The organism is Flavonifractor sp. An91, assembly GCF_002159225.1.
Classification (GTDB): Bacteria; Bacillota; Clostridia; order Oscillospirales; family Oscillospiraceae; genus Flavonifractor; species Flavonifractor avicola.
In genome coordinates this window covers 35,581-60,949 of sequence record NZ_NFHA01000017.1, presented here as the reverse complement: position 1 = coordinate 60,949, position 25,369 = coordinate 35,581, and the positions used below count along the sequence as shown (strand labels likewise).

Annotated in this window: 23 protein-coding genes; 12 read left to right on the top strand and 11 right to left on the bottom strand. The window is 57.1% G+C overall.

Translation table 11 applies throughout. The annotated features are described in order from the left end of the window. Window positions 1–41: 41 nt before the first annotated feature. Window positions 42–1,220, bottom strand: coding sequence for a hypothetical protein (locus B5G42_RS10760; protein ID WP_087270146.1), 1,179 nt, complete (start codon window positions 1,218–1,220; stop codon window positions 42–44). A gap of 354 nt (window positions 1,221–1,574) precedes the next feature. Here B5G42_RS10760 and B5G42_RS10755 point away from each other — a divergent pair, with 354 nt between their 5' ends. From B5G42_RS10755 to B5G42_RS10725, 7 genes are all read left to right on the top strand, one after another. Then, window positions 1,575–2,180 carry a ubiquitin gene (locus tag B5G42_RS10755; RefSeq protein WP_206406182.1) on the top strand — a complete coding sequence of 202 codons (606 nt, stop codon included), beginning with the start codon at window positions 1,575–1,577 and terminating at the stop codon, window positions 2,178–2,180. Then, complete coding sequence (locus B5G42_RS10750; RefSeq protein ID WP_087270143.1) at window positions 2,149–2,835, top strand: response regulator transcription factor; 687 nt, start codon at window positions 2,149–2,151, stop codon at window positions 2,833–2,835. Before B5G42_RS10755 ends, B5G42_RS10750 begins: the two co-directional genes overlap by 32 nt. Then, window positions 2,832–3,308 carry a hypothetical protein gene (locus B5G42_RS18160; protein WP_087188369.1) on the top strand — a complete coding sequence of 159 codons (477 nt, stop codon included), beginning with the start codon at window positions 2,832–2,834 and terminating at the stop codon, window positions 3,306–3,308. Before B5G42_RS10750 ends, B5G42_RS18160 begins: the two co-directional genes overlap by 4 nt. Before the next feature lie 4 nt (window positions 3,309–3,312). Beyond that, window positions 3,313–4,776 (top strand): sensor histidine kinase, encoded by a 1,464-nt coding sequence (locus tag B5G42_RS10740; RefSeq protein ID WP_087188370.1) that lies wholly within the window; start codon window positions 3,313–3,315, stop codon window positions 4,774–4,776. 120 nt (window positions 4,777–4,896) lie between these two features. Continuing rightward, complete coding sequence (locus tag B5G42_RS10735) at window positions 4,897–5,649, top strand: DUF4358 domain-containing protein (protein WP_087270140.1); 753 nt, start codon at window positions 4,897–4,899, stop codon at window positions 5,647–5,649. Window positions 5,650–5,772: 123 nt separating this feature from the next. Next, window positions 5,773–7,173 (top strand): MBOAT family O-acyltransferase, encoded by a 1,401-nt coding sequence (locus B5G42_RS10730; protein ID WP_087270137.1) that lies wholly within the window; start codon window positions 5,773–5,775, stop codon window positions 7,171–7,173. A 15-nt stretch (window positions 7,174–7,188) separates the two neighbouring features. Continuing rightward, entirely contained in the window at window positions 7,189–8,325 is a 1,137-nt protein-coding gene (locus B5G42_RS10725; RefSeq protein WP_087270134.1) for a DHHW family protein, read from the top strand. Window positions 8,326–8,394: 69 nt separating this feature from the next. Here the strand turns inward: B5G42_RS10725 and B5G42_RS10720 are convergent, their stop codons facing one another. The 3 genes from B5G42_RS10720 to B5G42_RS10710 all read right to left on the bottom strand — a co-directional run bounded on the left by B5G42_RS10720 (window position 8,395) and on the right by B5G42_RS10710 (window position 12,771). Continuing rightward, window positions 8,395–10,059 (bottom strand): Na+/H+ antiporter NhaC family protein, encoded by a 1,665-nt coding sequence (locus B5G42_RS10720; protein WP_087270130.1) that lies wholly within the window; start codon window positions 10,057–10,059, stop codon window positions 8,395–8,397. A gap of 379 nt (window positions 10,060–10,438) precedes the next feature. Continuing rightward, the gene (locus B5G42_RS10715) at window positions 10,439–12,109 is read right to left on the bottom strand and encodes a Na+/H+ antiporter NhaC family protein (protein ID WP_087270127.1); all 1,671 of its coding nucleotides are present in this window, start codon (window positions 12,107–12,109) and stop codon (window positions 10,439–10,441) included. A 140-nt stretch (window positions 12,110–12,249) separates the two neighbouring features. Then, window positions 12,250–12,771, bottom strand: a complete 522-nt coding sequence (locus B5G42_RS10710; protein WP_087270124.1) for a transcription repressor NadR — start codon at window positions 12,769–12,771, stop codon at window positions 12,250–12,252. 216 nt (window positions 12,772–12,987) lie between these two features. On the opposite strand from B5G42_RS10710, the gene B5G42_RS10705 reads away from it, so the two are divergent. The 5 genes from B5G42_RS10705 (at window position 12,988) to B5G42_RS10685 (ending at window position 18,382) form a co-directional block, all read left to right on the top strand. Beyond that, window positions 12,988–13,515 (top strand): QueT transporter family protein, encoded by a 528-nt coding sequence (locus tag B5G42_RS10705; RefSeq protein WP_087188377.1) that lies wholly within the window; start codon window positions 12,988–12,990, stop codon window positions 13,513–13,515. Window positions 13,516–13,557: 42 nt separating this feature from the next. Next, window positions 13,558–14,430 carry a UTP--glucose-1-phosphate uridylyltransferase GalU gene (galU, locus tag B5G42_RS10700; RefSeq protein ID WP_087270121.1) on the top strand — a complete coding sequence of 291 codons (873 nt, stop codon included), beginning with the start codon at window positions 13,558–13,560 and terminating at the stop codon, window positions 14,428–14,430. Between the two features lie 174 nt (window positions 14,431–14,604). Continuing rightward, window positions 14,605–14,931 carry a hypothetical protein gene (locus tag B5G42_RS10695; protein WP_087270118.1) on the top strand — a complete coding sequence of 109 codons (327 nt, stop codon included), beginning with the start codon at window positions 14,605–14,607 and terminating at the stop codon, window positions 14,929–14,931. Window positions 14,932–15,239: 308 nt separating this feature from the next. Beyond that, on the top strand, window positions 15,240–17,171 hold the full coding sequence (locus tag B5G42_RS10690; protein WP_087270115.1) for an S-layer homology domain-containing protein: 1,932 nt from the start codon (window positions 15,240–15,242) through the stop codon (window positions 17,169–17,171). Between the two features lie 8 nt (window positions 17,172–17,179). Continuing rightward, the gene (locus B5G42_RS10685) at window positions 17,180–18,382 is read left to right on the top strand and encodes a leucine-rich repeat domain-containing protein (RefSeq protein WP_087270112.1); all 1,203 of its coding nucleotides are present in this window, start codon (window positions 17,180–17,182) and stop codon (window positions 18,380–18,382) included. 94 nt (window positions 18,383–18,476) lie between these two features. On the opposite strand, the gene B5G42_RS10680 is transcribed toward B5G42_RS10685, so the two are convergent. The 7 genes from B5G42_RS10680 to B5G42_RS10650 all read right to left on the bottom strand — a co-directional run bounded on the left by B5G42_RS10680 (window position 18,477) and on the right by B5G42_RS10650 (window position 25,047). Then, window positions 18,477–18,677, bottom strand: coding sequence for a hypothetical protein (locus B5G42_RS10680; protein WP_242955390.1), 201 nt, complete (start codon window positions 18,675–18,677; stop codon window positions 18,477–18,479). Between the two features lie 132 nt (window positions 18,678–18,809). Then, complete coding sequence (locus tag B5G42_RS10675) at window positions 18,810–19,580, bottom strand: hypothetical protein (protein ID WP_087270109.1); 771 nt, start codon at window positions 19,578–19,580, stop codon at window positions 18,810–18,812. 63 nt (window positions 19,581–19,643) lie between these two features. Beyond that, window positions 19,644–20,501, bottom strand: a complete 858-nt coding sequence (locus tag B5G42_RS10670; RefSeq protein WP_087270106.1) for a hypothetical protein — start codon at window positions 20,499–20,501, stop codon at window positions 19,644–19,646. Between the two features lie 67 nt (window positions 20,502–20,568). After that, window positions 20,569–21,579 carry a helix-turn-helix transcriptional regulator gene (locus B5G42_RS10665; protein ID WP_162611085.1) on the bottom strand — a complete coding sequence of 337 codons (1,011 nt, stop codon included), beginning with the start codon at window positions 21,577–21,579 and terminating at the stop codon, window positions 20,569–20,571. A gap of 71 nt (window positions 21,580–21,650) precedes the next feature. After that, window positions 21,651–22,085, bottom strand: coding sequence for a hypothetical protein (locus tag B5G42_RS10660; RefSeq protein WP_087270100.1), 435 nt, complete (start codon window positions 22,083–22,085; stop codon window positions 21,651–21,653). Between the two features lie 326 nt (window positions 22,086–22,411). Further along, window positions 22,412–23,170: a hypothetical protein gene (locus B5G42_RS10655; RefSeq protein WP_087270097.1), complete on the bottom strand. Its 759-nt coding sequence runs from the start codon at window positions 23,168–23,170 to the stop codon at window positions 22,412–22,414. Between the two features lie 80 nt (window positions 23,171–23,250). Beyond that, window positions 23,251–25,047 (bottom strand): polysaccharide biosynthesis protein, encoded by a 1,797-nt coding sequence (locus tag B5G42_RS10650; RefSeq protein ID WP_242961201.1) that lies wholly within the window; start codon window positions 25,045–25,047, stop codon window positions 23,251–23,253. Between the last annotated feature and the right edge of the window lie 322 nt (window positions 25,048–25,369).

Here is a 25,369-nt window from a genome sequence, read left to right as displayed (position 1 = left end):
ATATATAAGGTAAGGGGCGGGCATCTGCCCGCCCCCTTGGTTCAGAACCAGGTCTCCAGCGCCAGCCGGGTCCGGTAGTCCTCCCGCTCCATCCGGGGCAGCAGCCGGTCCAGCAGATCGGCGGTACCGGGCCGGTCGTCCAGCATGACCCGAACCGAGCCGGTACGGCTGTCAAAGTTATTCATCAGAGCATTGCTGCGGGTGGCCGCTGAACGGGTATCCCCGGTCTGGTTCAGTTGGGGGGACCAGCAGGCCCAGCCCTCCTCCGACAGCACAGAGGACACATCCCGTCCTGCCTGCTCCAGATAGACGGTGTGGGTCTTGAGCCGCACCAGCCGGTCCAGCAGGGCTTCGCCCTGATCCAGCCGCTCCTCCACCTGGCTTAGGGTGGTCCCCTCCACACTCAGGCCAACGGCGTGGCCGGAGCCCACGATACGGCGGAGGTTTTCCTCATTGGCCTCCAGCTCCTCGGGCCGGAACAGGAAGAGGGCCTTTACTCCCTCCGACTCCAGCTGGTCCAGGATCTGGGTCACACCGCCGCCGCCGGTACACTGGAACGCGAAATACACCGTCAGCTGTGCGCGCTCCGGCTCCTCCCCGGGACTGGGAGTGGGGCTTGGCGTTGGGGTTGGCTGCACAGAAGGCTGGGGGGTATTGTTATCGGGATAGAGCTGCTTCATATAGGCGTTGTACCGGCTGCGCATGGGGTCCTGGGCATACTGGATGAACTCGCTGCCCAGCCGCTCCTGTCCGTTGGTGATGCGGATCAGGGTGCCGTAATTGGTGGGGGTATAGCTGTAGCGCAGGCCGAAGTAGGAGCACACCGACGCCAGCGGCACAAAGATCCAGCCGTTGCGGGACACAGCCCGCATCTCCAGCTGCTGGCCGGACCGGTCCACGCAGGTACCGGCGTTCAGGTCAAAGGTGAGGGTACCGCTGAGGCTGTACAGCATGAAGCTGTTCCCACTGTCCCCCTGGATCTGTCCGTAGGACACCCCCAGGTTGACCCCGGTGGCCGTCCAGTCAAACGCGATATAGGGGACGTATAGGGAGCCGCCGATCCAGGTGGGCATAGCCTCCAGCGGCAAGGTAAGCATCTGGTCGTTCTCCGCCATCAGGTAGATCTCCACCGTATCTGCCTTGGCGGTGCTCACCAGCCCCGGCCCCAGCACCAGTACCGCCGCACACAGCAGGGTAAGCAATCGCTTTTTCCAGCCCATGTCCGTCCCCTCCTTTCCGTATGTATCTTCTGACGGCATTATACCATGGCTGCAAGCCGCTCCGGCTTGCGCGCCGCAGAGCGGCGAAAACCGGCGCAGCCGGTTTCGGCCATGGTGTAACATCAACAGCAGGCGTTTTGCCCGCAAAACGCCTGGATACTATGGTATCCTGCCGCACATTGTGCGGCAACTGTTGATATTATAGCATGGTTTTCTCCCCCGGTAAAGCCGCCGCTTGCACCAAAAGCATAGGGCTGGTATAATGTTGCCGGTTTTAATGGGATTTTAAGACAGCCTAAATACCCTCTTTACCGGCCCCGGGGTATACTGGTACTGTTGAAAGGATGTGTTCCCATGGATGTCACATTGGAATTGGTGGAACAGCTGCGGAAACGGGCCGATGTGTCCTACGAGGAGGCCAGGGCGGTGCTGGAGGAGACGGGCGGCGATTTGCTGGCCGCCCTGATCCTGCTGGAGCAGCGGGGCAAGATCCGCTCAGACGGCGGACAGAGCGCCCGATACTCCACCCGGCCCGGCAGCGGGCAGGCCGCTCCCCCTCCCAACGAGGGCCCCGCCCGGCCTGAAACCGCCGCCGGTCAAAGCGGCTGGGAGACCTTTGTCAGCTTCTTGCGGCGCTGCGTCACCAACCGGTTTGAGGTATGGCGGTGGGAAGAGCCCATCGTCTCCATACCGCTGCTGATTTTTATTCTTCTGGTGCTGCTGGCCTTCTGGATCTCGGTACCCCTGCTTATTATAGGGCTCATTATGGGCTGCCGGTACCGGTTTGCCGGTCCCGATCTGGACGGCAATGAGGTGAGTCAGGCGGTCAACCACGCCGCCGACACCGTCAGCGACGCGGTGGGGCGGGCCAAGGCCCAGGCTAACAGGCCGCCCGCGGCAAGCAATCCAAAGAGTGAGGTGAACGGCTATGGAGGAGCGCATCCTGCTGGTAGAGGATGAAGAAAAGCTGGCCCGCATGGTGGAGCTGGAGCTGAATTATGAGGGCTACCAGGTGGAAAAGGCCTTTGACGGCCGGAGGGGACTGGAGCTGGCTCTGTCCGGGCGGTTCGACCTGATCCTGCTGGACATCATGCTACCCGCCCTCTCCGGCATGGAGGTGCTCCGCCGCCTGCGCCGGGAGAGCCAGGTGCCCGTCATCATGCTCACCGCCCGGGACACGGTGGTGGACAAGGTGTCCGGCCTGGACATGGGGGCGGACGACTATGTAACCAAGCCCTTTGCCACTGAGGAACTGCTGGCCCGCATCCGGGCCGCCCTGCGGAAGCGGCCCGCTCGAACCGAACCGGACAACAGGCTGTCTGTCGGGCCTCTGGTCATGGATCTGGACCGGCATCTGGTCGCCGTGGACGGCCAGAACGTGGCCCTCACCCGCCGGGAGTTTGACCTGCTGCACTGCCTGCTGGAGCACAAGGAAAAGGTCCTCTCCCGGGAGGAACTGCTGGAGCAGGTGTGGGGCTTTGACTTCATGGGCGAGACCAACACCGTGGACGTATACATCCGCTTTCTGCGGACTAAGCTGGACGAAGCGTTCCACATTAAACTGATCCACACCGTCCGGGGTGTGGGCTATGTCATTCGGGAGGGATTGGAATGAAGGTTTCCGCCATCGTCTATACCAGTAACACCGGCTTTACCGCCCAGTATGCCACTCTGCTCTCCCACCAGACCGGCCTGCCCCTCCACCAGTTGAAGGCGTGCACGCTCCCCCAGGGGACTCAGGTACTCTATTTGGGCTGGCTGTGCGCCGGGAAGGTCCAGGGTCTGAAAAAGGCCGCCGCTCGCTTCCGGGTGGAGTCCGTCTGTGCTGTGGGCATGGCGCCGGAGTGCGATCCGGCCAAGCTGGCCGGTGACAACCACTGTAACGGACTGCCTCTCTTCTATCTGCGGGGCGGCTATACCCCCGCCCGAGTCCGGGGAAAATATAAAATGATGATGGCCATGATGAAGGCCATTCTGTCCAAAAAGACCGATCCCCAGTCCCGTGAAGCCCTGGAGGCCATGAAACGGGGCGCCGACTGGGTAAGCGCCCCCCAGCTGGAGCCAGTGCTGAACTGGCTCCGGGGTTAAGGCCATGGCTGCCAGAACTTCCCGGCCCACCGGCCCCATCAAGTCCTCCATCGTGGCCCGGCTCAATGCCCGGCTCTTTTTCCGGCTGCTGGGGATCTATCTGCTGCTGGATATCCTGCTCATCCTGTTGTTCTGGGGCGGCCTCATTGTCTGGTCCGACCGGCAGGCAGCGGAACTGAAGGCTCTGGCGGAAGAGCAGGGCGCCCCCTCGGAGGAGGCCGCGGCATGGATGTCCGCCGGCAGCTATTCCGTAGCGGAAGCGGAAGGGGACCCCAACGGTATCCTGCTCCCCCACTGGCTTCCCTCCCCCCAGGCACTTGAGGGGGACCAGCGCTGGTTTGATCCGGGAACGGTACATCTCATTCCCCTGATGATTTTCTCCACCGGCGGCCCCACCAGCTACACCCTGGTGACCCAGGTTCAGGGGCAGGAATTGGCTATCACCCTGGATCTGTCCCGCCCCGCCGCCCTCTTTGTCTTTGCCGGGCGGGTGGTGCTGATCTGCCAGCTGGTCAGCCTGGTGCTCAACCTGTTCAAAAACGCCGGCACCATCCGCCGCACCCTGCGGCCCATTCAGGATCTGGCCGCCGCAGCTACCCGGCTGGGCGGCTCCATGTCGCCGGAGGAGCTCCAGGCCCTGGCCGGAGAGCTGGACGAAATCAACGCCAGCCATCTGGACCGGCGCATTCCGGTGACCGGCGCCCAAAAGGAGCTGAAAGCCCTGGCCCAGGCCATCAACGCCATGCTGGACCGGATCAACGAGGCCTACCGCTCCCAGACCCGGTTTGTCTCCGACGCCAGCCATGAGCTGCGTACCCCCATCGCCGTGATCCAGGGCTACGCCAGCCTGCTGGACCGGTGGGGCAAGGACGACCCTGCCACCCGGCAGGAGGCCATCGATGCCATCCGTCAGGAGGCTGACTCCATGAAGCAGCTGGTGGAACAGCTTTTGTTTCTGGCCCGGGGGGACAACGACTCCGTTCCCTTCCATCCCCAGCTGTGCGACCTGTCCGAGCTGGCCGCCGAGGTGCTGCGGGAGACCCAGATGCTGGACCACACCCATCAGTTGGAGGGGAAATGGCTGTGTGCCGTGCCGGTGGTGGCCGACGAGGGGCTCATTAAGCAGGCCCTGCGCATCCTGGTGGACAACGCACTGAAATACACCCCCGCCGGGGGGTGCATCACCCTGTCGGTCCAGGGGAAGGACGGCCTGGCCCGGCTGACGGTGGCCGACCAGGGCCAGGGCATTGACGCCCAAAGCCTGCCCCATATCTTTGACCGTTTCTACCGTACCGACGAGAGCCGGGCCCGGCAGACCGGCGGCGCCGGGCTGGGTCTGTCCATTGCCAAGTGGATCGCCGACCGCCACGGCGGCTGGTTTGAGGTGGTGTCCTGGCCGGGGGTGGGCACCCGCTTTACGCTGGTGCTGCCCCTGGATTCCATGGACGCCCCCGCCGCCCCAGCCTGAAAGGAATCTCGAATGCCCCCGCCGGAGCGGGGGCGTTTTTTTACAGAAACATGGGAACTTTTTGTCAGCCGCCACCGTCCAATAGAGCGATCACAAAAAACAGAAAAGGAGAATCCACCTATGAACCATCGTTTTCTCGCCCTGGCTCTGGCCGGGACGCTGACCCTTGGTATGCTGACCGCCTGCGGCGGCGGCGGCAGCACTTCCGAGACCCCTAACACCGTCACGACTCCCCCCGTGGCTGAGAGCGTTATGCCCTCTCCCGAGGACTCCGCCCCTATTACTGAGGAGAGCCCCGACGCCCTGCCTGAGAGCTCCGCTCCTGTGGAGGAGAGCGAGACTCCCTCCAGTACGCCCTCTTCTGCCCCCTCCGCAAAGCCCACTTCCACCCCCAAGCCCACCGCCACTCCCACGCCTACTGCTCCGGCTACCCCCAAGCCCACCGTCAAGCCTACCCCCATTCCCACTCCCACGCCGGAGAGCAAACCCCAGGCCAGCGCCGTTCAGTCTACCTGGAATGACATCTCCAAGCTGAGCCTGCCCAACCTGACCGCCATGGACGACGCCACCCTCTCCGCCATGTACGGCATCAGCGCCTCCGACCTGGAGGAGTATGTGTGCATGATGCCCCTCATGGGCGTTCACTCCACCGAGTTTTTCATCGCCAAGGTAAAGGACGGCAAGATGGACACTGTGAAGGCAGGCATTGCCAAGCGGCAGGCCGATCTGGACGCCCAGTGGTCACAGTATCTGCCCGAGCAGTATGAACTGGTACAGAACTACAAACTGGTCACCAACGGCAACTATGTGCTCTTCGCCATCAGCGAGTATGCCGATGATGCGGTCACCATTTTCAACAGCTACACAAAATAATCCGCATTTTTGGGTAGAATAGAAGTTGCACTCTGGTGCCGTACCCATTATAATCATTTCAGCGCCCGGCAGGGCAAGCCTGCCGGGCGTCTTTCCTGAAATCTACAAAGAGAAGGTGAGCAGTTGGTCTTTTCCAGTTTGTATTTCTTGTTTCTATATCTACCCATTGTATTATTAGTCTATTACATTACCCCTCTGAAATGGCGCAACCTGTGGCTGCTGGTGGTCAATCTGGTCTTTTACGGCTGGGGCGAACCCAAGTATATCCTGCTGATGATCTTCACCATCGTGCTGGACTACTTCTGCGGCCTGATCGTAGCCCGGCGAAAATTGCAAGGCGATGACAAGGGCGCCCGGATCGCCGTAGCGGTGGCGCTGGTCCTCAATCTGGCTATCCTGTTCTTCTTTAAGTACTGGGATTTGGTAGCCAGAACCTTCCAGCATTTCGGCGTTGGTATGCCGGTGCTCAACCTGACGCTGCCCATCGGCATCTCCTTCTACACCTTCCAGACCATGACCTACCCGGTGGACATCTACCGTGGAGACGCGGAGGTGCAGAAAAGCATTGTCAGCTTCGGTACCTTCGTTACCCTCTTCCCCCAGCTCATTGCCGGTCCCATTATCAAGTACAAAGAGCTGGCCGACCAGATGACCTACCGCACCCACTCCCCGGAGCAGTTTGCCTCCGGCGTGCAGGTGTTTGTGGTGGGTCTGGCCAAGAAGGTGCTGCTGGCCAACAACATCGGCAAGCTTTGGGATGTCTATCTGGCTCTACCCACCGACCAGCTCACCGTCTCCGGCGCCTGGCTGGGCGTGGTGGCCTTCTCCCTTCAGCTGTACTTTGACTTCTCCGGCTATTCCGACATGGCCGTGGGCCTGGGCCGGATGCTGGGCTTCGAGTTCCTGCGGAACTTCAATTACCCCTATATCTCCAAGTCGGTCACCGAGTTCTGGCGCCGGTGGCACATCTCCCTGGGCTCCTGGTTCCGGGAGTACCTGTATATCCCCCTGGGCGGCAACCGGGTGAAAAAGCCCCGGCTGTTTTTCAACCTGCTGGTCGTTTGGGCCGCCACCGGCATCTGGCACGGCGCCAGCTGGAACTTCCTGATCTGGGGCCTCTACTTCGCCGCCCTCATCATTCTGGAGAAGGCCTTCCTGGGCAAGCTGCTGGAGAAGTGTCCCGCTGTGGTACAGCACATTTACACCCTGTTCCTGGTGCTGGTCAGCTGGGCCATCTTTGCCGTGGAGGATTTCGGTCATATGGGCGTCTACCTGTCTGCCATGTTTGGCTTTGCTCCAGCCGGTCTGGCCTCCCCCAGCGTGGCGTACTACTTTACCTCTTTCCTGCCCATGCTGATCATCGGTGCCGTGGCCGCCACTCCGCTGGCTACCAAGCTGTGGAAAAAGCTGCCGGAGAAGCCCATGAAAGTGGTGCTGCCGGTGGTGTTGCTGGCCGGTCTGATTCTTTCCACCGCCTATCTGGTGGACGCCACCTACAATCCCTTCCTCTATTTCCGCTTCTGATTGGAGGTTCTGATTATGTCGAAAAAATACTGCATCTTCATCAGCGCTCTGTTCTGTGCCTTTATCGGTCTGTTCCTGGTGGCCAACGCCGCTACTCCTAGCCGGGAGTTCTCCGAAATGGAGAACCGCAATCTGGAACAGATGCCCAAGCTGTCTGTGGACAGCTTGTTGAGCGGTCAGTTCATGAAGGACTTTGAGACCTACACCACCGACCAGTTTGTGGGCCGGGACCTGTGGATTGCCCTGAAGTCCTCCAGCGAGCGGATCCTGGGCAAGCACGAGAACAACGATGTCTATTTCTGCGACCAGGACACCCTCATTACCCGGTTTGACCAGCCCGACGCCGCCAAGGTATCGGAGAATGTAAATTATGTGAACAGCTTTGTGGAAAATGTGGATATCCCGGTAACTTTCTCTCTCATTCCCACCCAGGCCTGCATCTGGGCCGGCCGGCTGCCCGACGGAGCCCCCAACGCCAGCCAGACCGACCTGCTGGATCAGGCCAAGGCTGCTGTGCCCGGCGCCACCTGGGCGGATCTGTACAGCCCCCTGTGGGAGCACAAGGATGAGAGCATCTTCTACCGCACTGACCACCACTGGACCAGCCTGGGCGCATACTACGGCTACACCGGCCTGGCAGAGGCCCTGGGCTACACTCCCGTGCCCCTGGATGCCTACACCGAGACCATCCGCTCCACTGAGTTCTACGGCACGGTATTCTCCTCCTCCGGCGTGCGCTGGGTGAGCCCCGACACCATCTCCACCTATGTGCCCGATACCGGTATTACCGTCACCAGCTATACCTATGACAACGCCGGCAATCAGGTGGAGGTGCCCCGCTCTCTGTACGACACCTCCTTCCTCTCCGTCAAAGACAAGTACTCTATGTTTTTGGGCGGCAACCAGTCCCTTGGCGTGGTCAAGACCCCCAATACCGACAAGCCTAAGCTGCTCATCATCCGAGACTCCTACGCCGACTCCCTGGTGCCCTTTCTGACTCCCCACTTCTCTGAGATTCACCTGATCGACCTGCGTTACTACAAGCTGTCCATTGCCGACTACATTCAGCAAAACGGCATCGATCAGGCTCTGGTCCTCTACAGTGTCCCCAACTTTGTCACCGATTCCAATCTCTTCTGGATCACCCGATAAGTAAGCAAAAAGTCCGGCCCTCTGTGAGGGCCGGACTTTTTTCTTCCTTCCCCTTCCACCGGTAAGGAATCAGTCGCGCTGAGAGTGGATATTCATAGAGTGGTTGACCTTGCCGATGACAACCAGCACCACCACCATGGAGACCACAGCAATCAGCAGGTTCAGGATCATGTTCTGGACGAAAGCAGCCAGAATGTAGTTGACGAAGCAGATCGCCGCCACGGTGACCGCGTAGGGCAGCTGAGTGGCCACGTGATTCAGGTGGTAGCACTGAGCGCCGGAGGAGGCCATGATGGTGGTATCGGAGATGGGAGAGCAGTGGTCGCCCATAACCGCGCCGCCCAGAGTGGCAGCGATGGCGATCATCAGCATCTCGTTGCCGTTGATCAGATCGGCAGTCAGATCGGCAGCCGCCACGCCGCCGGAGAACACCGGGATGACGATGGGCAGCAGGATAGTGAAGGTACCCCAGGAGGTACCGGTGGCGAAGCCCAGGAACGCGGCGATAATGAACACCACGGCGGGCAGGAAGTTGTGCAGGCTGTCGCCGAAGCCGGAGACGATGTCAGCCACGAACTCGGGAGCGCCCAGAGCCTTGGTCACGTCGCCGATGGTCCAGGCCAGGCAGAGGATCAGGATGGCGGGAACCATCTGCTTGAAGCCCTCAGGCAGGCAGTCCATCAGCTCAGTGAACTTCATGGAGCGGCGCACCATAAAGAAAATCATAGTGAAGATCAGGGCAATCAGAGAACCCAGAGGCAGAGCGGAGAAGGCGTCGGTGTTGGCAAAGGCGCTGATGAGGTCGGTGCCGCCGCCCTGGTAGCCCACATAGATCATGGCGCCCACGCAGCAGGCCACCAGCACGATCACGGGGATCACCAGGTCGATGACCTTTCCGTTGGGATTGAACTTCATTTCCTCCACACCGGCGAAAGGACGCTCGGGGGTGGTGTACAGGTCGCCCTTGGCGGCGTTGTCCTCGTGCTTCTTCATGGGACCGTAGTCGATGTTCAGGCTGGTCATAACCATGATGAACACCAGGGTCAGAATGGCGTAGTAGTTGTAAGGAATGGCCTTCAGGAAGATCTGGAAGCCCAGTTCGTCGTTGCCGATGATACCGGTGACGGCCGCGGCCCAGGAGGACACGGGCATCATGATACACACGGGAGCGGCAGTGGCGTCGCACATATAGGACAGCTTGGCCCGGGAGATGTGGTGGCCGTCGGTGACGGGACGCATCACGTTACCGGTAGTCAGATTGTTGAAGTAGTCGTCCACGCCCAGCACGATGGCCAGGATGAAGGTGGACCACAGAGCGCCGGATTTGGTCTTGATGTGCTTGACGGCCCAGTCGCCATAGGCCTTGGAACCGCCGGCCCGGATCATCAGGGCCACCATGGTGCCCAGAATGACCAGGAACATCAGGATGCCCATGTTGCCGCCGGCATTGCCGCACAGGCGGGACACGAAATCCTGAATGGCGTCAATGGGATTGCCGTTGGTGAACAGCAGGCAGCCCACGATGATGCCCAGGAACAGAGAAGAATACACTTCCTTGGTGATGAGTGCCAGGATGATGGCTACCACGGGAGGCAGCAGGGATGCGATGGTGCCCCAAGCCGCGATTTGAGCGGTGGAATCGCCTTCGGCGAAAGCCGCCGTTGCCAGGATGCAAATCAGGGTAAACAGGGTCAGCAGAATCTTGCCAGACCGTTTGATACGCGGTGAATTCATATCAGCCCTCCTAGATAAGATCGGTGAATCCTAAAGCTCCCCAACCCAAGGACTCGAAAGGTATCATAACAAAATTGTTATTAAATTGACAATGTTTTTTTGATATTTTGCATATTTTTGTAGAGGCTCACAGAAAGATGTATGTATTTTTGGGCATATAATCTATATACTTTTCTTTTTTATTCCATTTTATTCCTATAAAATCCTTTTCCGAAGGGCAGAAACATCCTTTCCTCTTGGGTGTTTGATCGGAACCGCGCATCAGTTTGCACTTTTAAACCTATTTGGTTTGTTTTTCTGGTCTTTTGCAGCAAAAAATCACCCCCGCCGTACAAACGGTGGGGGTGATTTTTACCGTATGGAACTGCCGGCGTTACGCTCAATCCCGCTGAGAGTGGCGGTTCATGGAGTGGTTGAGCTTGCCTACCACCAGCATAAAGCCCACAGTGGAGGCCACGGCAATGAGCAGGCAGACGACCTGAGGCACATAATCGATAATCAGGCCGGTGATAATGTAGTTGACGAAGCCGATGGCGGCCACGGTGACCGCGTAAGGCATCTGGGTAGCCACGTGATTCAGGTGGTAGCACTGCGCACCGGTGGATGCCATAATGGTGGTGTCGGAGATGGGAGAGCAGTGGTCGCCCATAACCGCGCCGCCCAGAGTGGCGCCGATGCCCACCATCAGGATGGGCACTTCGTCCAGGGTTTCGGCGGTCAGGTTGGCGAAGCCGCCGGGGGTGAAGATCTCCAGCACGATGGGCAGCAGGATGCCGAAGGTACCCCAGGAGGTGCCGGTGGCGAAGCCCAGGAAGCAGGCAATGAGGAAGACCACGGCGGGCAGGAAGTTGTGCAGGCCAGGGCCAAGGATTTCCACGAACTCAGCCACGAACTGGGGCGCGCCCAGGCCATCCCGGGTGACGCCGCTGATGGTCCAGGCCATGCAGAGGATCAGGATGGCAGGCACCATCTGCTTGAAACCTTCAGGCAGGCAGTCCATCAACTCGGTAAACTTCATGGAGCGGCGGACAGCAAAGTAGATCATATTGATGACCAGAGCGATGGTGGCGCCGAAGGGCAGGCCGAAGAAGGCATCGGTGTTGGCGAACATATCCAAGATACCCTCGCCGCCGCCCAGCCAGCCGGCATAAAGCAAGCCGCCCACGCAGCAGACGATGAGGATGACCACGGGGATCACCAGGTCGATGACCTTTCCGTTGGGATTGAACTTCATTTCGGCGGCATCGGCATAGGGCCGCTCGGGGGTGGTATACAGGTCGCCCTTGGCGGCGTTGTCCTCATGCTTCTTCATGGGACCGTAGTCGATATTCAGAGCGGTCATCATGATGATAAACACCATGGTAAGGACGGCATAGTAGTTGTAGGGGATGGCCCGCAGGAAGATCTGGAAGCCCAGCTCCTCGTTGTTGATAACGCCGGTGACAGCCGCGGCCCAGGAGGAGACGGGCATCATGATACACACGGGAGCGGCGGTGGCGTCGCACATATAGGACAGCTTGGCCCGGGAGATGTGGTGGCCATCGGCGACGGGACGCATCACGTTACCGGTGGTCAGGTTGTTGAAGTAGTCGTCCACGCCCAGCACGATGGCCAGGATGAAGGTGGACCACAGAGCGCCGGATTTGGTCTTGATGTGCTTGACGGCCCAGTCGCCATAGGCCTTGGAGCCGCCGGCCCGGATCATCAGGGCCACCATGGTGCCCAGAATGACCAGGAAGATGAGGATACCTGCGTTACCGCCGATGTTGCCCATAAATCCGTTGACCAGATGGTCAATGGTAAGCACCACATCGAAGTCGGCCTGCAGCAGGAAACCTACCACGATACCGATGAACAGGGACGAGTAGACTTCCTTCGTGATCAGTGCCAGAACAATTGCGACAACAGGCGGCAACAGGGACCAGGCGGTACCGAAGAATTTGCTCTGGACCTCTTCGCCTTCTGCGAAGGCGACCGTCATCAGGACACAGGCCAAGGCAAAGACGACCAGCAGAATTCTTCCGAAGCGTTGCATTCGTGGTGAGTTCATAATAACCCTCCCTTATAATTTCGAATCCCAAAAGCCTCCCCAACCCTAGGATTCGTACCCTATGATACACCATCATTCACAATTTGGCAATACTTTTTCGGCAAATTTAACATAACTTTCGACTCATATATATTTCCAATTTACATATCCAGCAAAAAGCCCGCCTTTTTTAGAGTTTTTTGTATTCTTTGGAACGTTTTTTCATCTTTACATCGGATTGTATGCAAATGGATACCGCCGGTCAGGTCGGACAAAGGCCTTGCATCGTCTGCCCTCACCCGTTGGAGGAACTCCTGTACATCATATCGGGATCTTACCCCTAATATGCCTGTCAGCTGTCCATAAACCGGATGCTCCACAATTACGTCTGCCACCTCGCCCCCGGCGTCCACAATGGCGTTGAGCTCTGCTTCCATCTCCTCCGGAGCGTGGACGCAGGCCACGGTACGCTCCACCCCGGCGGGGCGGCGGCCCAGCACATAGCCCCGGGGGGTGGCCACGATATCCGCCCCGGCAGCCCGCAGCAGAGCCACGTCCCCCACGATGATCTGGCGGCTCACCGAGAACCGCCGGGCCAGCGCCGTGGCGCTCACCGGCCCCCCGGCCTCCTCCAGCATCTGCTCCACCGCCTTCCGGCGCTCCTGTGCCGCGGATCGTTCCATCACCGCTTCCTCCTTTGTCTTTTTGACCAGTATAGCAGGTTCTTCCGGTCCTGTAAATCAGCGCCGCAACCGTCCCCTTCCCTTGCCTTTCGGGGGGGATTGTGCTAAAATGTGACCGACTGGTTTCCACACCCGGTCCAAGCGCGGCAATGCCGCGTTCGTTCGGCGGGACTCACCGCCGTTCTCTAAATACGAAAATGGAGGTTCCAACTTAGTATGCGCAAATCTACCACCCGTGATCTTACCCTGGCCGCTATGGTGGCCGCCGTCTACTTCGTCCTGTGCTATTTCGGCAACATCTTTCAGCTCACCTTCGGGCCTGTTCAGGTCCGTCTGGGAGAGGCCCTCACCGTGCTGCCTTTCCTGTTCCCGGCCACCGCGCCGGGTCTGGCGCTGGGCTGTCTGCTGACCAATATTCTCTCTCCCTACGGTCCCATTGACATGATCGTAGGCACCCTGGCCACTGCCATCGCCGCTTTTCTGAGCACCAAGATGCCCCGCTGGTATCTGGCCGCTCTGCCCCCCATCGTGATGAACGCCCTACTGCTGCCACCCATGTGGGCCTGGGCGGAGGCGGGCGCCCTCAACGGCGCTTTCTGGGCCGCCTATACCTTCAATATGTGGACCTTTGTGGTGGGCGAGGCTCTGGCCTGCTATGTGCTGGGCTCCGTGCTGCTGCTGGCCCTGCCTAAGATCCGCTACTTCCGCACCATGATCCCGGAGCGCCGCCTGGCTGCCCGCTGAGGCGACGCCCTCAGTTTTACAAACAGACAAGGAGGATTCCCCATGAAAGTCCGCAAGGCCGTCATCCCCGCCGCTGGTCTGGGGACAAGGATGCTCCCCGCCACCAAGACTGTCCCCAAGGAAATGCTTCCCATGGTGGACAAGCCCGTAATCCAGTATATCATTGAGGAGGCGGTGGCCTCCGGTATCGAGGACATCCTCATTGTCACCAACCGGGCCAAATCCGCCATGGACGATTACTTCGACTACTATCCCGAGCTTGAGACCCGTCTGCTCCAGGCCGGCAAGGAGCGGGAGCTGGTGGAGGTCCGCCGGGCCGCCGATCTGGCCAACATTTTCTATGTCCGCCAGAAGGAGACCAAGGGTTTGGGCCACGCCATTTACCGGGCCAAGCGCTTTGTGGGAGACGAGCCCTTTGCCGTGCTGCTGGGCGACGACATCATGCGGGCCGAAAAGCCGGTGACCCTCCAGCTGATCGAGGGAGCCGAGAAATACGGCGCTTCCGCTGTGGGCGTTCAGAAGGTGTCCACCGAGGCCATCTCCCGCTACTCTTCCGTGAAGATCTCCGCTTTGGAGGACCGGATCTTCGACGTGTCCGACATGAACGAAAAGCCCACCCCCCAGGAGATGTTCTCCAATTACGCCATCCTGGGCCGGTATGTGCTTACCCCCCAGATCTTCGACATTCTGGAGAACCTGAAGCCCGGCTACGGCGGCGAGATCCAGCTCACCGACGGTCTGCGGGAACTCTGCCGCAAGAGCCGGATGGTAGCCGTGGACTTTGAGGGCCGCCGGTACGACACCGGCAACCTGTGCGGCTTCCTGGAAGCCACCATCGATTTCGCCCTGGAAAACAAGGCGACGGCCTCCTGGCTGAGCCATTTTATTAAGGAAAAGGCAGAGAGCCTGCGGTAATGTGTGGATTGCCGCTGCTGCTGTATACGACTTCTTTGGCCTGCGCCCTAAGGCGCAGGCCATTTTTATCCCACCCCTCTTCCATCCTTGCCACATTGTTCCTGATGTACTATAATAATGGAAAGTCTGTCGGCTACTGCCACAAATCAACTGCAACAGAGAGGAGTTTTGAGTATGGCAAGAACAACCTTCAGAATCGACTTTCATCAGCCGCCCCAGGTGGTAGATCAAATCGCGCGTAATATTCTTATTGCCGACGATTACCGGGAGATCGACTATAACCGGGAAGTGGTGTGGAAAAAGGGAACCGGCCTTATGACCGCCATGCACTACATCAAGCTCGAGTACCAGGGTAATACACTGGTGGTATCCGGCTGGGTACAGATCGGCATCGGCTCCGTGGGCGGCAAGGAGCGGGACCTGGAAGGCATCACCGCCTCCATCCCCAAAAAGTCCGTCAAGAAAACCATAGAAAAGCTGAGAGCCGCTATTCAGCAATAAAATTTCCTTTATAACTTAAGAACCAGGCCAGTTGTCCGCTAGTCTGGTTCTTTTTATGCGCAAAGTCGGGTTTCAAATTTTCTGAAAAAAAGATCGCAAAAAATAAAACCGCGCCCCTCCCCCAATGCTCTTACTGTCGTGAGCGGCAAGCTCGCACAGACTGGAGCGGCGGAGGCGCAGGCGCTTCCTTTCCATGGGATCTGGTTGCCGGACCGGCAGGAGATTCAAACAAACTGACTGCCTTGCCCTCCGCCGCCGGCACTTTTCTGTACCGCAGCGCTACCTAAAAAAGAAAGAGAGGAATTTTGATGAAACGGATCCAGTTACCCAAAAAGCTGCTCTCCGCCCTCTGCGCGGCAGCCCTCCTGGCAGGGGCCATGCCCGGAGCGCTGGCAGCAGAACGTACCCAGCAAGTCCCCCTCCAGCGCCAGAGCATTGCCACCAACGCGGGTGTCTTTAGCTACATCGACGCCCAGGGCGGCCTGTGGTCCTGGTGGCATAGCCTGACCGGAGGTGTGGGCAACGGCACCACCTCTTCCACCACCGGCACTCCGGAGAAGATCCTGGACAATGTGGTATTTGTCAGCAGCGGCCTCAACAACAACGGCGCCGCCATTCAGTCGGACGGCTCCCTCTGGGTGTGGGGCGACACCAGCCTGGACATGGACTACGCCAATCAAGCGTGGGCCCCGGTCCGGCTGGAGGGGGTAAAGGTCCTGCTGCCTGACGGAACGGTCTCCCAGCCCACTGAGGAACCGGAGCAGACCGAACTGCGGCACAGCGGCTCCACCACGCTGGAAAAACTGAGCAAGGAAGAGATCGTCCAGCTGCTAAATCAGGCCTCCAGCACTCTTCCCGACCCCGTTCTGACGGAGGAACCCTCCATCCACGCTCCCTATGCCACCGGCGCGGTGGATCACCAGGCCCTGGAGGCCGCTGCCCAGCGTCTGAATGTGCTGCGGCGGCTGGCCGGTGTACCCCAGGTCCAGCTGGACGACAGTCTGAGCGAAAACGCCCAGTATGGCGCGGTACTGCTGGCCCACCTGGGCAGTCTGAACCATACCCCCAGCAAGCCTTCGGATATGGACAACAGCTTCTATCAAAAGGCCTATGAGGCCACCTCCACCAGCAACATTGCGGCAGGCATGGATCTGCTGGAGTCGGTGGATATGTTTATGCAGGACAGCGACGCCCGCAACGTGGAGCGGGTGGGGCACCGCCGCTGGCAGCTCAACCCCGAGCTGGGCCGGGTTGGCTTTGGCTACGCCCAGAACCCGGACAGTATCTACCGCGATTTTGTAACCGAGAAGGTCACCGACACCAGCGGCAGCGGCTGCGACTATGACTTTATCGGCTGGCCCGCCTCGGGCAACTTCCCCAACTACCTGGACAGCTTTGACGCCAACACCGCCTGGAGCGTGGTGCTTAACCCCGATGATTATCAGGTGCCCACCCAGTCCGGCCTTGTAGTCACTCTGGTGCGCCAGAGCGACGGCAAGACCTGGACCCTGGACGGCAAGGCCAGCTATACCCCCGCCGCCTCCGGCCGTTACCTCAATGTGGAGACCTCCGGCGTGGGCAACTGCATCATCTTCCGGCCCGACGGGGTGACCAAGTATGAGGGTGTTTACCAGGTCACCATCGACGGCCTGAAGGACCGCTCCGGCAAGGCGGTGGACTTCACCTACCAGGTGGACTTTTTCTCCCAGCCCGACAACCCTTCCAAGCCCTCCGACTGGGCGGCAGCCTCTGTCCAGGAGGCCATCCAGCTGGGCGTGGTGCCCTTTGAGCTTCAGACCGGCTACACCCAGACTGCCACCCGTCAGGAGATCTGCGCCCTGGTGGTCCGCTTCTATGAGACGGTGACCAGCAGCCCGGTGCAGGGCCGTGTCTCCTTCTCCGACACCAAGGATGAGGACGTGGAGAAGGCCGCCTACCTGGGCATTGTAAACGGCGTGGGCGACGGCAGCTTCCACCCCAATGACCCGCTGACCCGGGAGCAGGCGGCGGTCATGCTCACCCGACTGGCTCAGAGTATGTCCAAACACCTGCCGGCGGCAGAAGCAAACTTCACCGACCGGGCGGAGATCTCCCCCTGGGCACTGGAGGCCACAGGGGCCATTCAGGGGTGCGGCGTTATGAACGGCGTGGGCGGCGGACGGTTTGCCCCCTCCCTGTCCTACAGCCGGGAGCAGTGCATCACCACCCTGATGCGGCTGTACCACTATATTTCCAAATAAAGGAGGACGTGCTGGCGCTGGAGGAGCGGGACGGCATCCGGCTCCACACCCTGGCCCCCATTGGACTTCTCTTCCCCTGCCTTGCCGGGGAACTGCCCGACCCCACCGTCTTTTCCCAGACCTGGCAGGCTGTCACCGCCGGGTTGGGGACCGCCGGGGCGGCAGGCGCCACCGCCGCCGCGGCAGCCGGGACCCAGACAGCCGGAGGCACAACGGCGGCGGCCTCGGCAGCAGGCGGAAAGGCCGCGGCGGGGACCGCCGTCAAGTCGGCTGCGTCCGGGGCCTTCAAACTCAAGCTGGTTGCCGGGCTGGCGGCGGGCGGCCTGCTGGTGGGCGGCGTAGGACTGGCCCTCCATGAGCCCACCCTCACCTTCATTGACCCCGTCTTTGAGCAGAATATCCGCATTATCATCGACAAGCCGGAGGGCCCCATCCACCCCAGCGATGTGGAATTTATCCACTTCCTCCATGTAACAGAAGAAGGTATTTCCGAAAGCTGGGACCCTACCGCTGATGGGCCTGTGGTGGAGGACGGCGCGTTGCTGGATACGTTTGAAGCATCTTCCCAGTTCCAGTGGCTCAGTTTTGATGATCTTGGAAACAGTTCTCCCTCTGTGGACCATGTGGACTTTTTAAATCAGATGCCCAATCTGACGTATTTGGATATAGAAGTGGCTCCAGGCACAGACTTGACCCTTCTGGAGCAAAAGGAATCTCTGGTTTCTCTGAACCTCTACACTCAGGGCAATATGACTCTGGACATCTCCCAGCTGAAGCACCTGGAAGAGATCAGATTGGTCAGCATCGATGGGACCGCCCTTCTGGAGGTCAACAACACGCTGCCCAGCCTAAGATTGTTGGAGTTCCATGATTATGACGGCGATGGCGTAGCATTCTCCCCCTCCCTGGACACCATTACCAATCTGCCCAATCTGGAATATCTGTCTATGGATACCGCCGGCGCAGATCTGACCCCGCTCAGCACCCTTTCCAAGCTGCGGGCCATCTCTCTGGACGGCGTGTCCCGCCCCCTGGACCTGACGCCTTTGACACAATGCCCCAACCTTGAGGCATATAAATTGTACGGAAGAGGTCCTGACGAGGGACTTGTGATCCCGCCTGAACTCAAGACTGAGAACGCCGCCGGTCAGACCGCCCAGGATATCCAGTTTGAAATTTCATCAGACATTATGGACCGGTCTTTGACGTAATAGCTCTCCCACAGTTTATAAACAGGGGAGCTTGCTGCATATTGCAGCAAGCTCCCCTGTTTTCTGTCTCCCATACGTTCCGCCCATCCGCCGCTCAGCTCTGGCAGGGCTGCTGCCGGCCGGTGTGGTCGATGGTATAGTCTGTGCCGCACGTTCCCGGCAGGATGATCTGGGAGATGGGCACAAAGGTGTACCCCTCCTGAAGCAGGGACTGGATGATCCCGGGCAGGGCCTCTGGCGTGTGGATGGCCGCATTGTGGAAGAGCACGATAGACCCCGGGCACACCCGGCTCACCACCCGCTGGGTGATCTCGTCCGCCGGGATCTCCTTCCAGTCCAGGCTGTCACCATCCCAAACAGCTTCAAGGCTGGTTTAACACTGCACTGCTCAATCTTGCTTTTCTATCCAGAGCGCCCATGGAAAGTATCAGAAAATATCATTAAAATCGGAAGGATCTTTATCCTCTTGGTTGGAGAGACCACTCCCGTCTCCAAGGATCTCTTTGGTATAAATGATCCGATGATATTCAAAAGGACAACAAAAGAGCGTCATATTGAGAAAAAACGCAGGTTCCACAGCCAACTTGCTGTACTGAGTGTCTACGACTTTCTCCTGATCCTCCAGTCCCCATGACTCTGGAATATCTCCGGTATGCGCATTGCACAGAACAAAGCGGCCATCTTCCGGAAGAGACAGGTCATGTTCTGAGCTTAAATATGGTCCGGAAGTGAGGACTTGGATTTTTGAGGACAGAGCGGCTCCCATAGCCTCACGGATATCCATGGCATCAAAAGGTGCGATACTAAGTGTCCCGGTATAGAAGAGGAAACAAGTGCGGTATATATCCTCCAATGTGCTGGGACTATCGGCACATACGACCAGCCATATCGAATCTTTACATTCTTCAGACTGCCGGCAGAGATCCAAGATACTGGGTATGGTTTCTTCCGTGACATTCAGATTTCCGACCACACGCACTGGTATGCACATACTGGAGTCACATGAACGTCGTTTATCCTGATTGAGTGCGGTAAAAACCACCGAAAGCTCCACAGAATCTTTGCGTTCCCAATCGATCGTATAACAGGAAAACTGATGCCCGACCCATCCATGCGCGATCGATGCAGGGATGTTTTGGCAGTCCAACGAAACAAGATATCGCTCTTCCGGACTCCAATACTGATTCATCCAATCCATAAAAACGCCTCCTGCATCTTTGGACTATTCTAAGATTTCTTGGAAATGCTGCATTTTTCCCTATTATGCGTCTCTGCAGCTGCCCTCAAATACCCATTTCTTGATCTGGCCTGCATCCTGATCCCTCCGGGACCTGGGGTGATAGCAGTCCCAGACTCTTACGCGATTTGCCAGTCCATTTGGCAAAAGCTCCTTGACCGTGCCAAAAGTGCCGCCACAGATGATGACTCCGGGGTCTATGATGGCGATCTCGCGTCCGATGAACAGTTTATATACTTCTGCGTAGTGACGGAGGCGGGCATACCCGCATGTTCCGAATCCGCCTCGTTTGTTCAGGTTCATGGCTGCGATGCGTTCAATCGATGTATAGTCGGCTTTTGCTGATTGGATATGCTGTTCTATGAAACTGACATATTGTTCCATGAAACTGACATATGGATCTTTACGTTCAGATCCCTCGACTTTGTCCCATTGTTTCTTCAACCAGGCTTTATCAGTGCCGTCCCCTTGCTTTAGCGTGATCTGACCATCTTCCAATGTTACATCATCACTGATGTTGGACTCCCGAAACACGAACAGCACGGTGAGCGTATCTGCATCGTATCCATCCCCTTTCAAAAAACCATCCGGGCAGAAATGGTCGCGCATGGCTTTTTTTAATGCGGGATTTCCGTTGTAGCTCTTGCTGGAAAGCACACAGCTTCCATGATATTTTTTCAAGTCCGGGAAGGTAGAATGTCTGGGGTCGTCCGCACCTTCCATAGCACCCTGCTCATACGCCTGTGCCCACCGCCAAAGGGAAAACAGATCGTGCAGTTCGACGCACCTCGAAATGGCTTCTTCCAGACTGTCACAGTCACGGCACAGCGCAGGCGCTGCCTCTTTGATCTTTTCCCAATCAAAATACTTCTCCAGATCCATTTTGCTTTCCCTTCTTCCGCACTTTATCGATACCCTTCCAGCGCCTGTTCCAGCATCCCTTTTACCTTTACCCGCAGAGCCTCGGGCCCAGGATGGTCACATGGGGCACATAGCTCTTGGCGAACTGTTCTATCGACATCTCATTGGTATACACCGTGACGGTGATGCCGTCATCATTTTCATCGGAGAAGGTGACATCCTTTCCGAAGAGATCAATCACGTCGCTGACCAGGAAGGGGGCGATCCGCAGCCTGGCCATGCCGTCACCGCTGGCGTACATATAGACGTGGCGCTTCATATAGTCTTCCAAATTCAGGGCACAGCCGCCCGCACCTTTCAGGGTCTCAAAGGCTCGGGCGCTCTCCTCCAAAATGATCAGGTCACAGATGCGGTCCATACGGTAATTGGCCACATCATCATATTGGTCGGAGTTACAAATGAGGTAGTATTTGCCCTCTTTGGCTGCCATCTGATAGGGGCTGACCACATACTCTCTCACACTGCCGTCAGAGCGGATACGGGGATACTGCCGCTTATCTGTTCTATACTCCAGATAATGAAACGCGACCTTTTTCCTTTTTTCAATTGCCTCATCCAGTAATTCTATGTTTAGAAATAACTGTCTGTTATCAGTCTGGTCCTCCCGTATTTTGCTCATATGCTTCATATGGGAGCGAAAATACTGGCTGGACAGTCCTTTCAGCTTCTCCACCAGCGCATTGCATTGACTGCGGGGCAGATGTTGGGAAAACAGAAGGCTGCCAATCAGCAACCGCAATTCCGCGTCTGTAAATTCCCGCGTCAGATAGAAGTCCGTCAGGACCACATTCTCCTCCAGCTGTCCAGTCCCGGGATTCAAGCGGCTGCGGGGTTTCTCCGTGTATTCAATCCCAAAACCATACTCCAGAAGGTCCATCAGGTTGCGCTTGATGGCCTTGCGGTCTGCCGTCATCCCATAGCGGCTGCGCAGCAGATCACCGATTTCCCGCTGGCTGAGCCGGTGCTTCTCATCGGAATACCTCTGCAGGATGTCCAGAATATTCATAATCAGCAGCTTTTTAGGCTGTTTGGCATACATAGCCACCCCTCCTTGCCTCAGCATAACACACTACTTCGCCCCAGACAAGAAGGGAGCGCTGGGATGATTCTTTATTCTTCCGGAAGGAGCTCAGACACATTGCCGCTCCTGCTTATCAAGATCTGCATTGTTCCCGCTTTCGTTCGGAAGGAGGTCTGAAGGCGGTTTCTCCACTCATTCTCACCGTTATCCCAGGGCGCGGCCACATAAAGGGTGGTACCATCTTCATAGGTAAGTTCCACATTTGTCAGATCCGGACGGGCCAACCGCTGGAATGCACGCTCCTCACTTGTCTCTCCGTACCAGTCGTAATGCCGGTCTGCTTGGGGGGAAAGTTCCAGGAACAGTTCCTCGCAGCTCTGGTGTTCAATGACGCTGCCAGACGCATAGATGACTTCCTTTTTGATACCGCAGATCCGGAATCTTATAACTTCATCCGGTGTCAGGACGATCTCTTCACAGTTCTCCAGAACCAGGCAAACCTTTTTCAGTCCCCGGAAATTCAAGTATGCTCCCCTCTTTCGACATAGACAATATATTGCGAGACGAAACGTCAGCAGGGTGTACTCCATTCCCTAATGATTACAATAGACTGGCCTATGGGGTAAAAATATCCCATCCTCTTTACCACTGGGGTATCTCATCCCCTGATTCGGGGCGGGTACTCGGACTCAGCTGCTAAAACAGCCCATGCCGGGTAGTTTCCTCCCCGCTGAGTCTGGTTTGAAGCACAATCCCTAAAAAAGAACTCCCGGCCATAACGGCCGGGAGCTGCAAATCAGCAAAAATATTTTGTCGCACTTATCCTTTGCCTCGCCATAATTGTCCCACATCAATTGAAATACTTCTGGATGTAATATGCCTTTTGGGATGCCTTTTCATCGCTATAATACTTCCACAAAGAGTCCAGCACTGCAGTATCTGCCCCGATTGCCTCCAGCTTGGTTCTATATGTGGCTAGTATCGCTTTTACCTCCTGGTCGGTGACAACCTCCAAATCATAGCATTTCATCAATCCATCAAGACCAATTTGCTGCAATCTCTGGGTTGTTTGCTCCTCTGCATCCAAGCTGTTCCATTCGTCCAATGCCTTCTGCTTCATGCTGCCCAGCTCTGCCATTAAATCCACCTGGCACGCATATAGCTCAGCTACGCACTTTTCCACCAATGCGTTCGCCTGCTTCTGAGTGGAATCCGAATCTGTCTGACTTTGCCCGCCCGGCTTCAGCGATTCACTGGGTGCAGGAGACTGGTCCGGTTTTTCTGTAGGTTCCACACCAGATGACACAGCATCCTGATCGTCCGTATCGTCAATGCCCAAAGCCGTCTTGATCTCATCTGCGCTGGCGGTTCCGTTAAGCAGAGCCTCATTTTGCTCCTTCGTCGGCGCAAAGACGGTAATGTCATAGTCCGTCAGACTATCCTCCAGCTCCTGCTTGGATTGCTCCATATTTTTCAAAATCGTTTCCTGATCTGTTGTAAGCGCAATATAAAGCGCCTTTATATTGTCTCTCTGCCAGATGAGAATTCCTGCTATCACTGCCAGCAGGGCCAGCAATACAATCAATAGCACTTTTTTCCAACGTTTCATAGCTTACTCCTAGTTTCACACTTGTTAAAAACGCCCCGGGTTATCACCCGGGGCGTTCCCTTTTGATATCCGCCTATATATTATACACCAATAAGGACCTGTTCGGAAATAGAATTCCGTCGTTCCTCTACGCTTTCTTCATAGCTTCCCACATCATCGAGCCGTTCCTCATCTTCCGCCGTAAAGCGCTCCGCCTCAGCATTCACCTCTGCCGGATCACGGTAAGTCGGCACCAGCTTGCGCATCAGCTTAATAAGCTCGTCATTGCTGCTCTCTGCGGAAATCGTTTTATCCAGAATAAGCAAAGCCCCCATGATCTCCTCCGGTGTAATGGGCCGCTGCTCTTCCACAAAGATTTTCTCGTTGCTTGTCTTGGAAAGATGCTCGCTCTTCATCAGCAGCTCTTCATACAGCTTTTCCCCGGGGCGAAGACCGATCTCTTTGATCTCAATGTCCTTATACGGTTCCAGGCCGGACAGTCGGATAAGGTTTTCAGCCAGCGTCAGTATTTTAACCGGCTCTCCCATGTCCAGAACAAAAATCTGACTTTGTCTGGCCATTGCACCAGCTTCCAGCACCAGCATGGCAGCCTCGGGGATGGTCATAAAATAGCGAATGATTCGCTTATCCGTCAGCGTAACCGGGCCACCCTCTTGGATCTGCTTCTTGAACAGGGGTACCACAGAACCGTTGGAACCAAGCACATTGCCAAAACGGACCGCACAGTATTCCGTACTGCTGCTCCGACGGCTCTGCAGGATCATCTCACAGAACCGCTTGGTGGCGCCCATAAAGTTGGTGGGATTCACCGCCTTGTCGGTGGAGATCATGACAAACTTTTTGGTACCATACTTTTCAGCCGCTCTTACTACATGGTAGGTTCCAAACACATTATTCTTGATGGCCTCTGCCGGACAGGCTTCCATAAGAGGAACGTGCTTGTGGGCAGCGGCATGGAATACCACATCAGGGCGATAGGAATCAAACAGCCGGTAAATCCTCTGCTTGTCCCGAATCGATGCAATTTCCACCCGAAGATCCAGCGTATTTTTATAGTTGCGGCGCAACTCCTGCTGAATGTCATAGGCATTGTTCTCGTAGATGTCCAGAATAATCAGCGTCTTGGGTTGATACCGCGCAATCTGGCGGCACAGCTCGCTGCCAATGGAGCCGCCGCCGCCGGTTACCAAAACCACTTTGCCTGCCAAAAATTCAGAAATGGACGCAGTATCAAGGCGCACAGGCTTCCGCCCCAGCAAATCCTCCACCTGGACATCCTGTACCGCAGACAGGCTTACCTCGCCGTTAAGCAGCTGATACAGTCCGGGCAGCACGCGCAGACGGCACCCCGTCATCTTGCAGACATTGAGGACCTCCGCTTTTTCCTCCTCCGTGGCAGAAGGAATGGCTACGATGATTTGGGTAATATTATACTTTTTTACGCAGCTTTCAATCTGATCACGGCCGCCCTCAATCCGGACGCCGTCCATATATTTGCCTGCTTTTTGGGGGTTGTCATCAATAATGCAGCAAAGCCGTCCCTCTACGCGCTGGCTGCTGGCAAGCTCCCGCGCAAGAACTTGTCCCGCAGCGCCTGCGCCAATCAGCATAATCCGTTCACCGCTGAGCCGGCGGGTCTGCAGATACGCGCTGAACACATTCCAGAACCGCAGTCCACAGCGAATCCCCACCAGTGCACCCAATTGAAAGACCAGCATCAGAAACCAAACGCTTCTGGGCAAACTCAGTCTGAACACCGAACAGCACAGGAAGGAGACTGCAAATGCCAGTACCACAGAAAAAGCCATCTTGGCCACATCGCGCACATTGACAATGCGCCAGATAAAGTGGTACATCCTCTGCAGCGCAAAAACCACTGTCGTACTGACCACCTGAATGAGAAAGCACCAAAGATATGCATTTAAATAACTGGCCGGAATGCTGCTAATCAAGAAGTCAAACCGCACCAGCAGCGCCAGGATACCTGTAAGTCCAATCAAACAGGTATCCACAAAAAAAACAACCAGGGTCCGCCACGAAACCACCATATGCCTGTTTGTCATTCTCTCTAACCCTCTTACTCTCTTATATTTTCCTGCTACACGCAACTATTAACCCATGTTAAACAGAAAAAATGGCACTTTTTTGTGCTTTTATATTATACGCGGTTTTTCTGCCTATTTCAACCCAAAGTGCCAG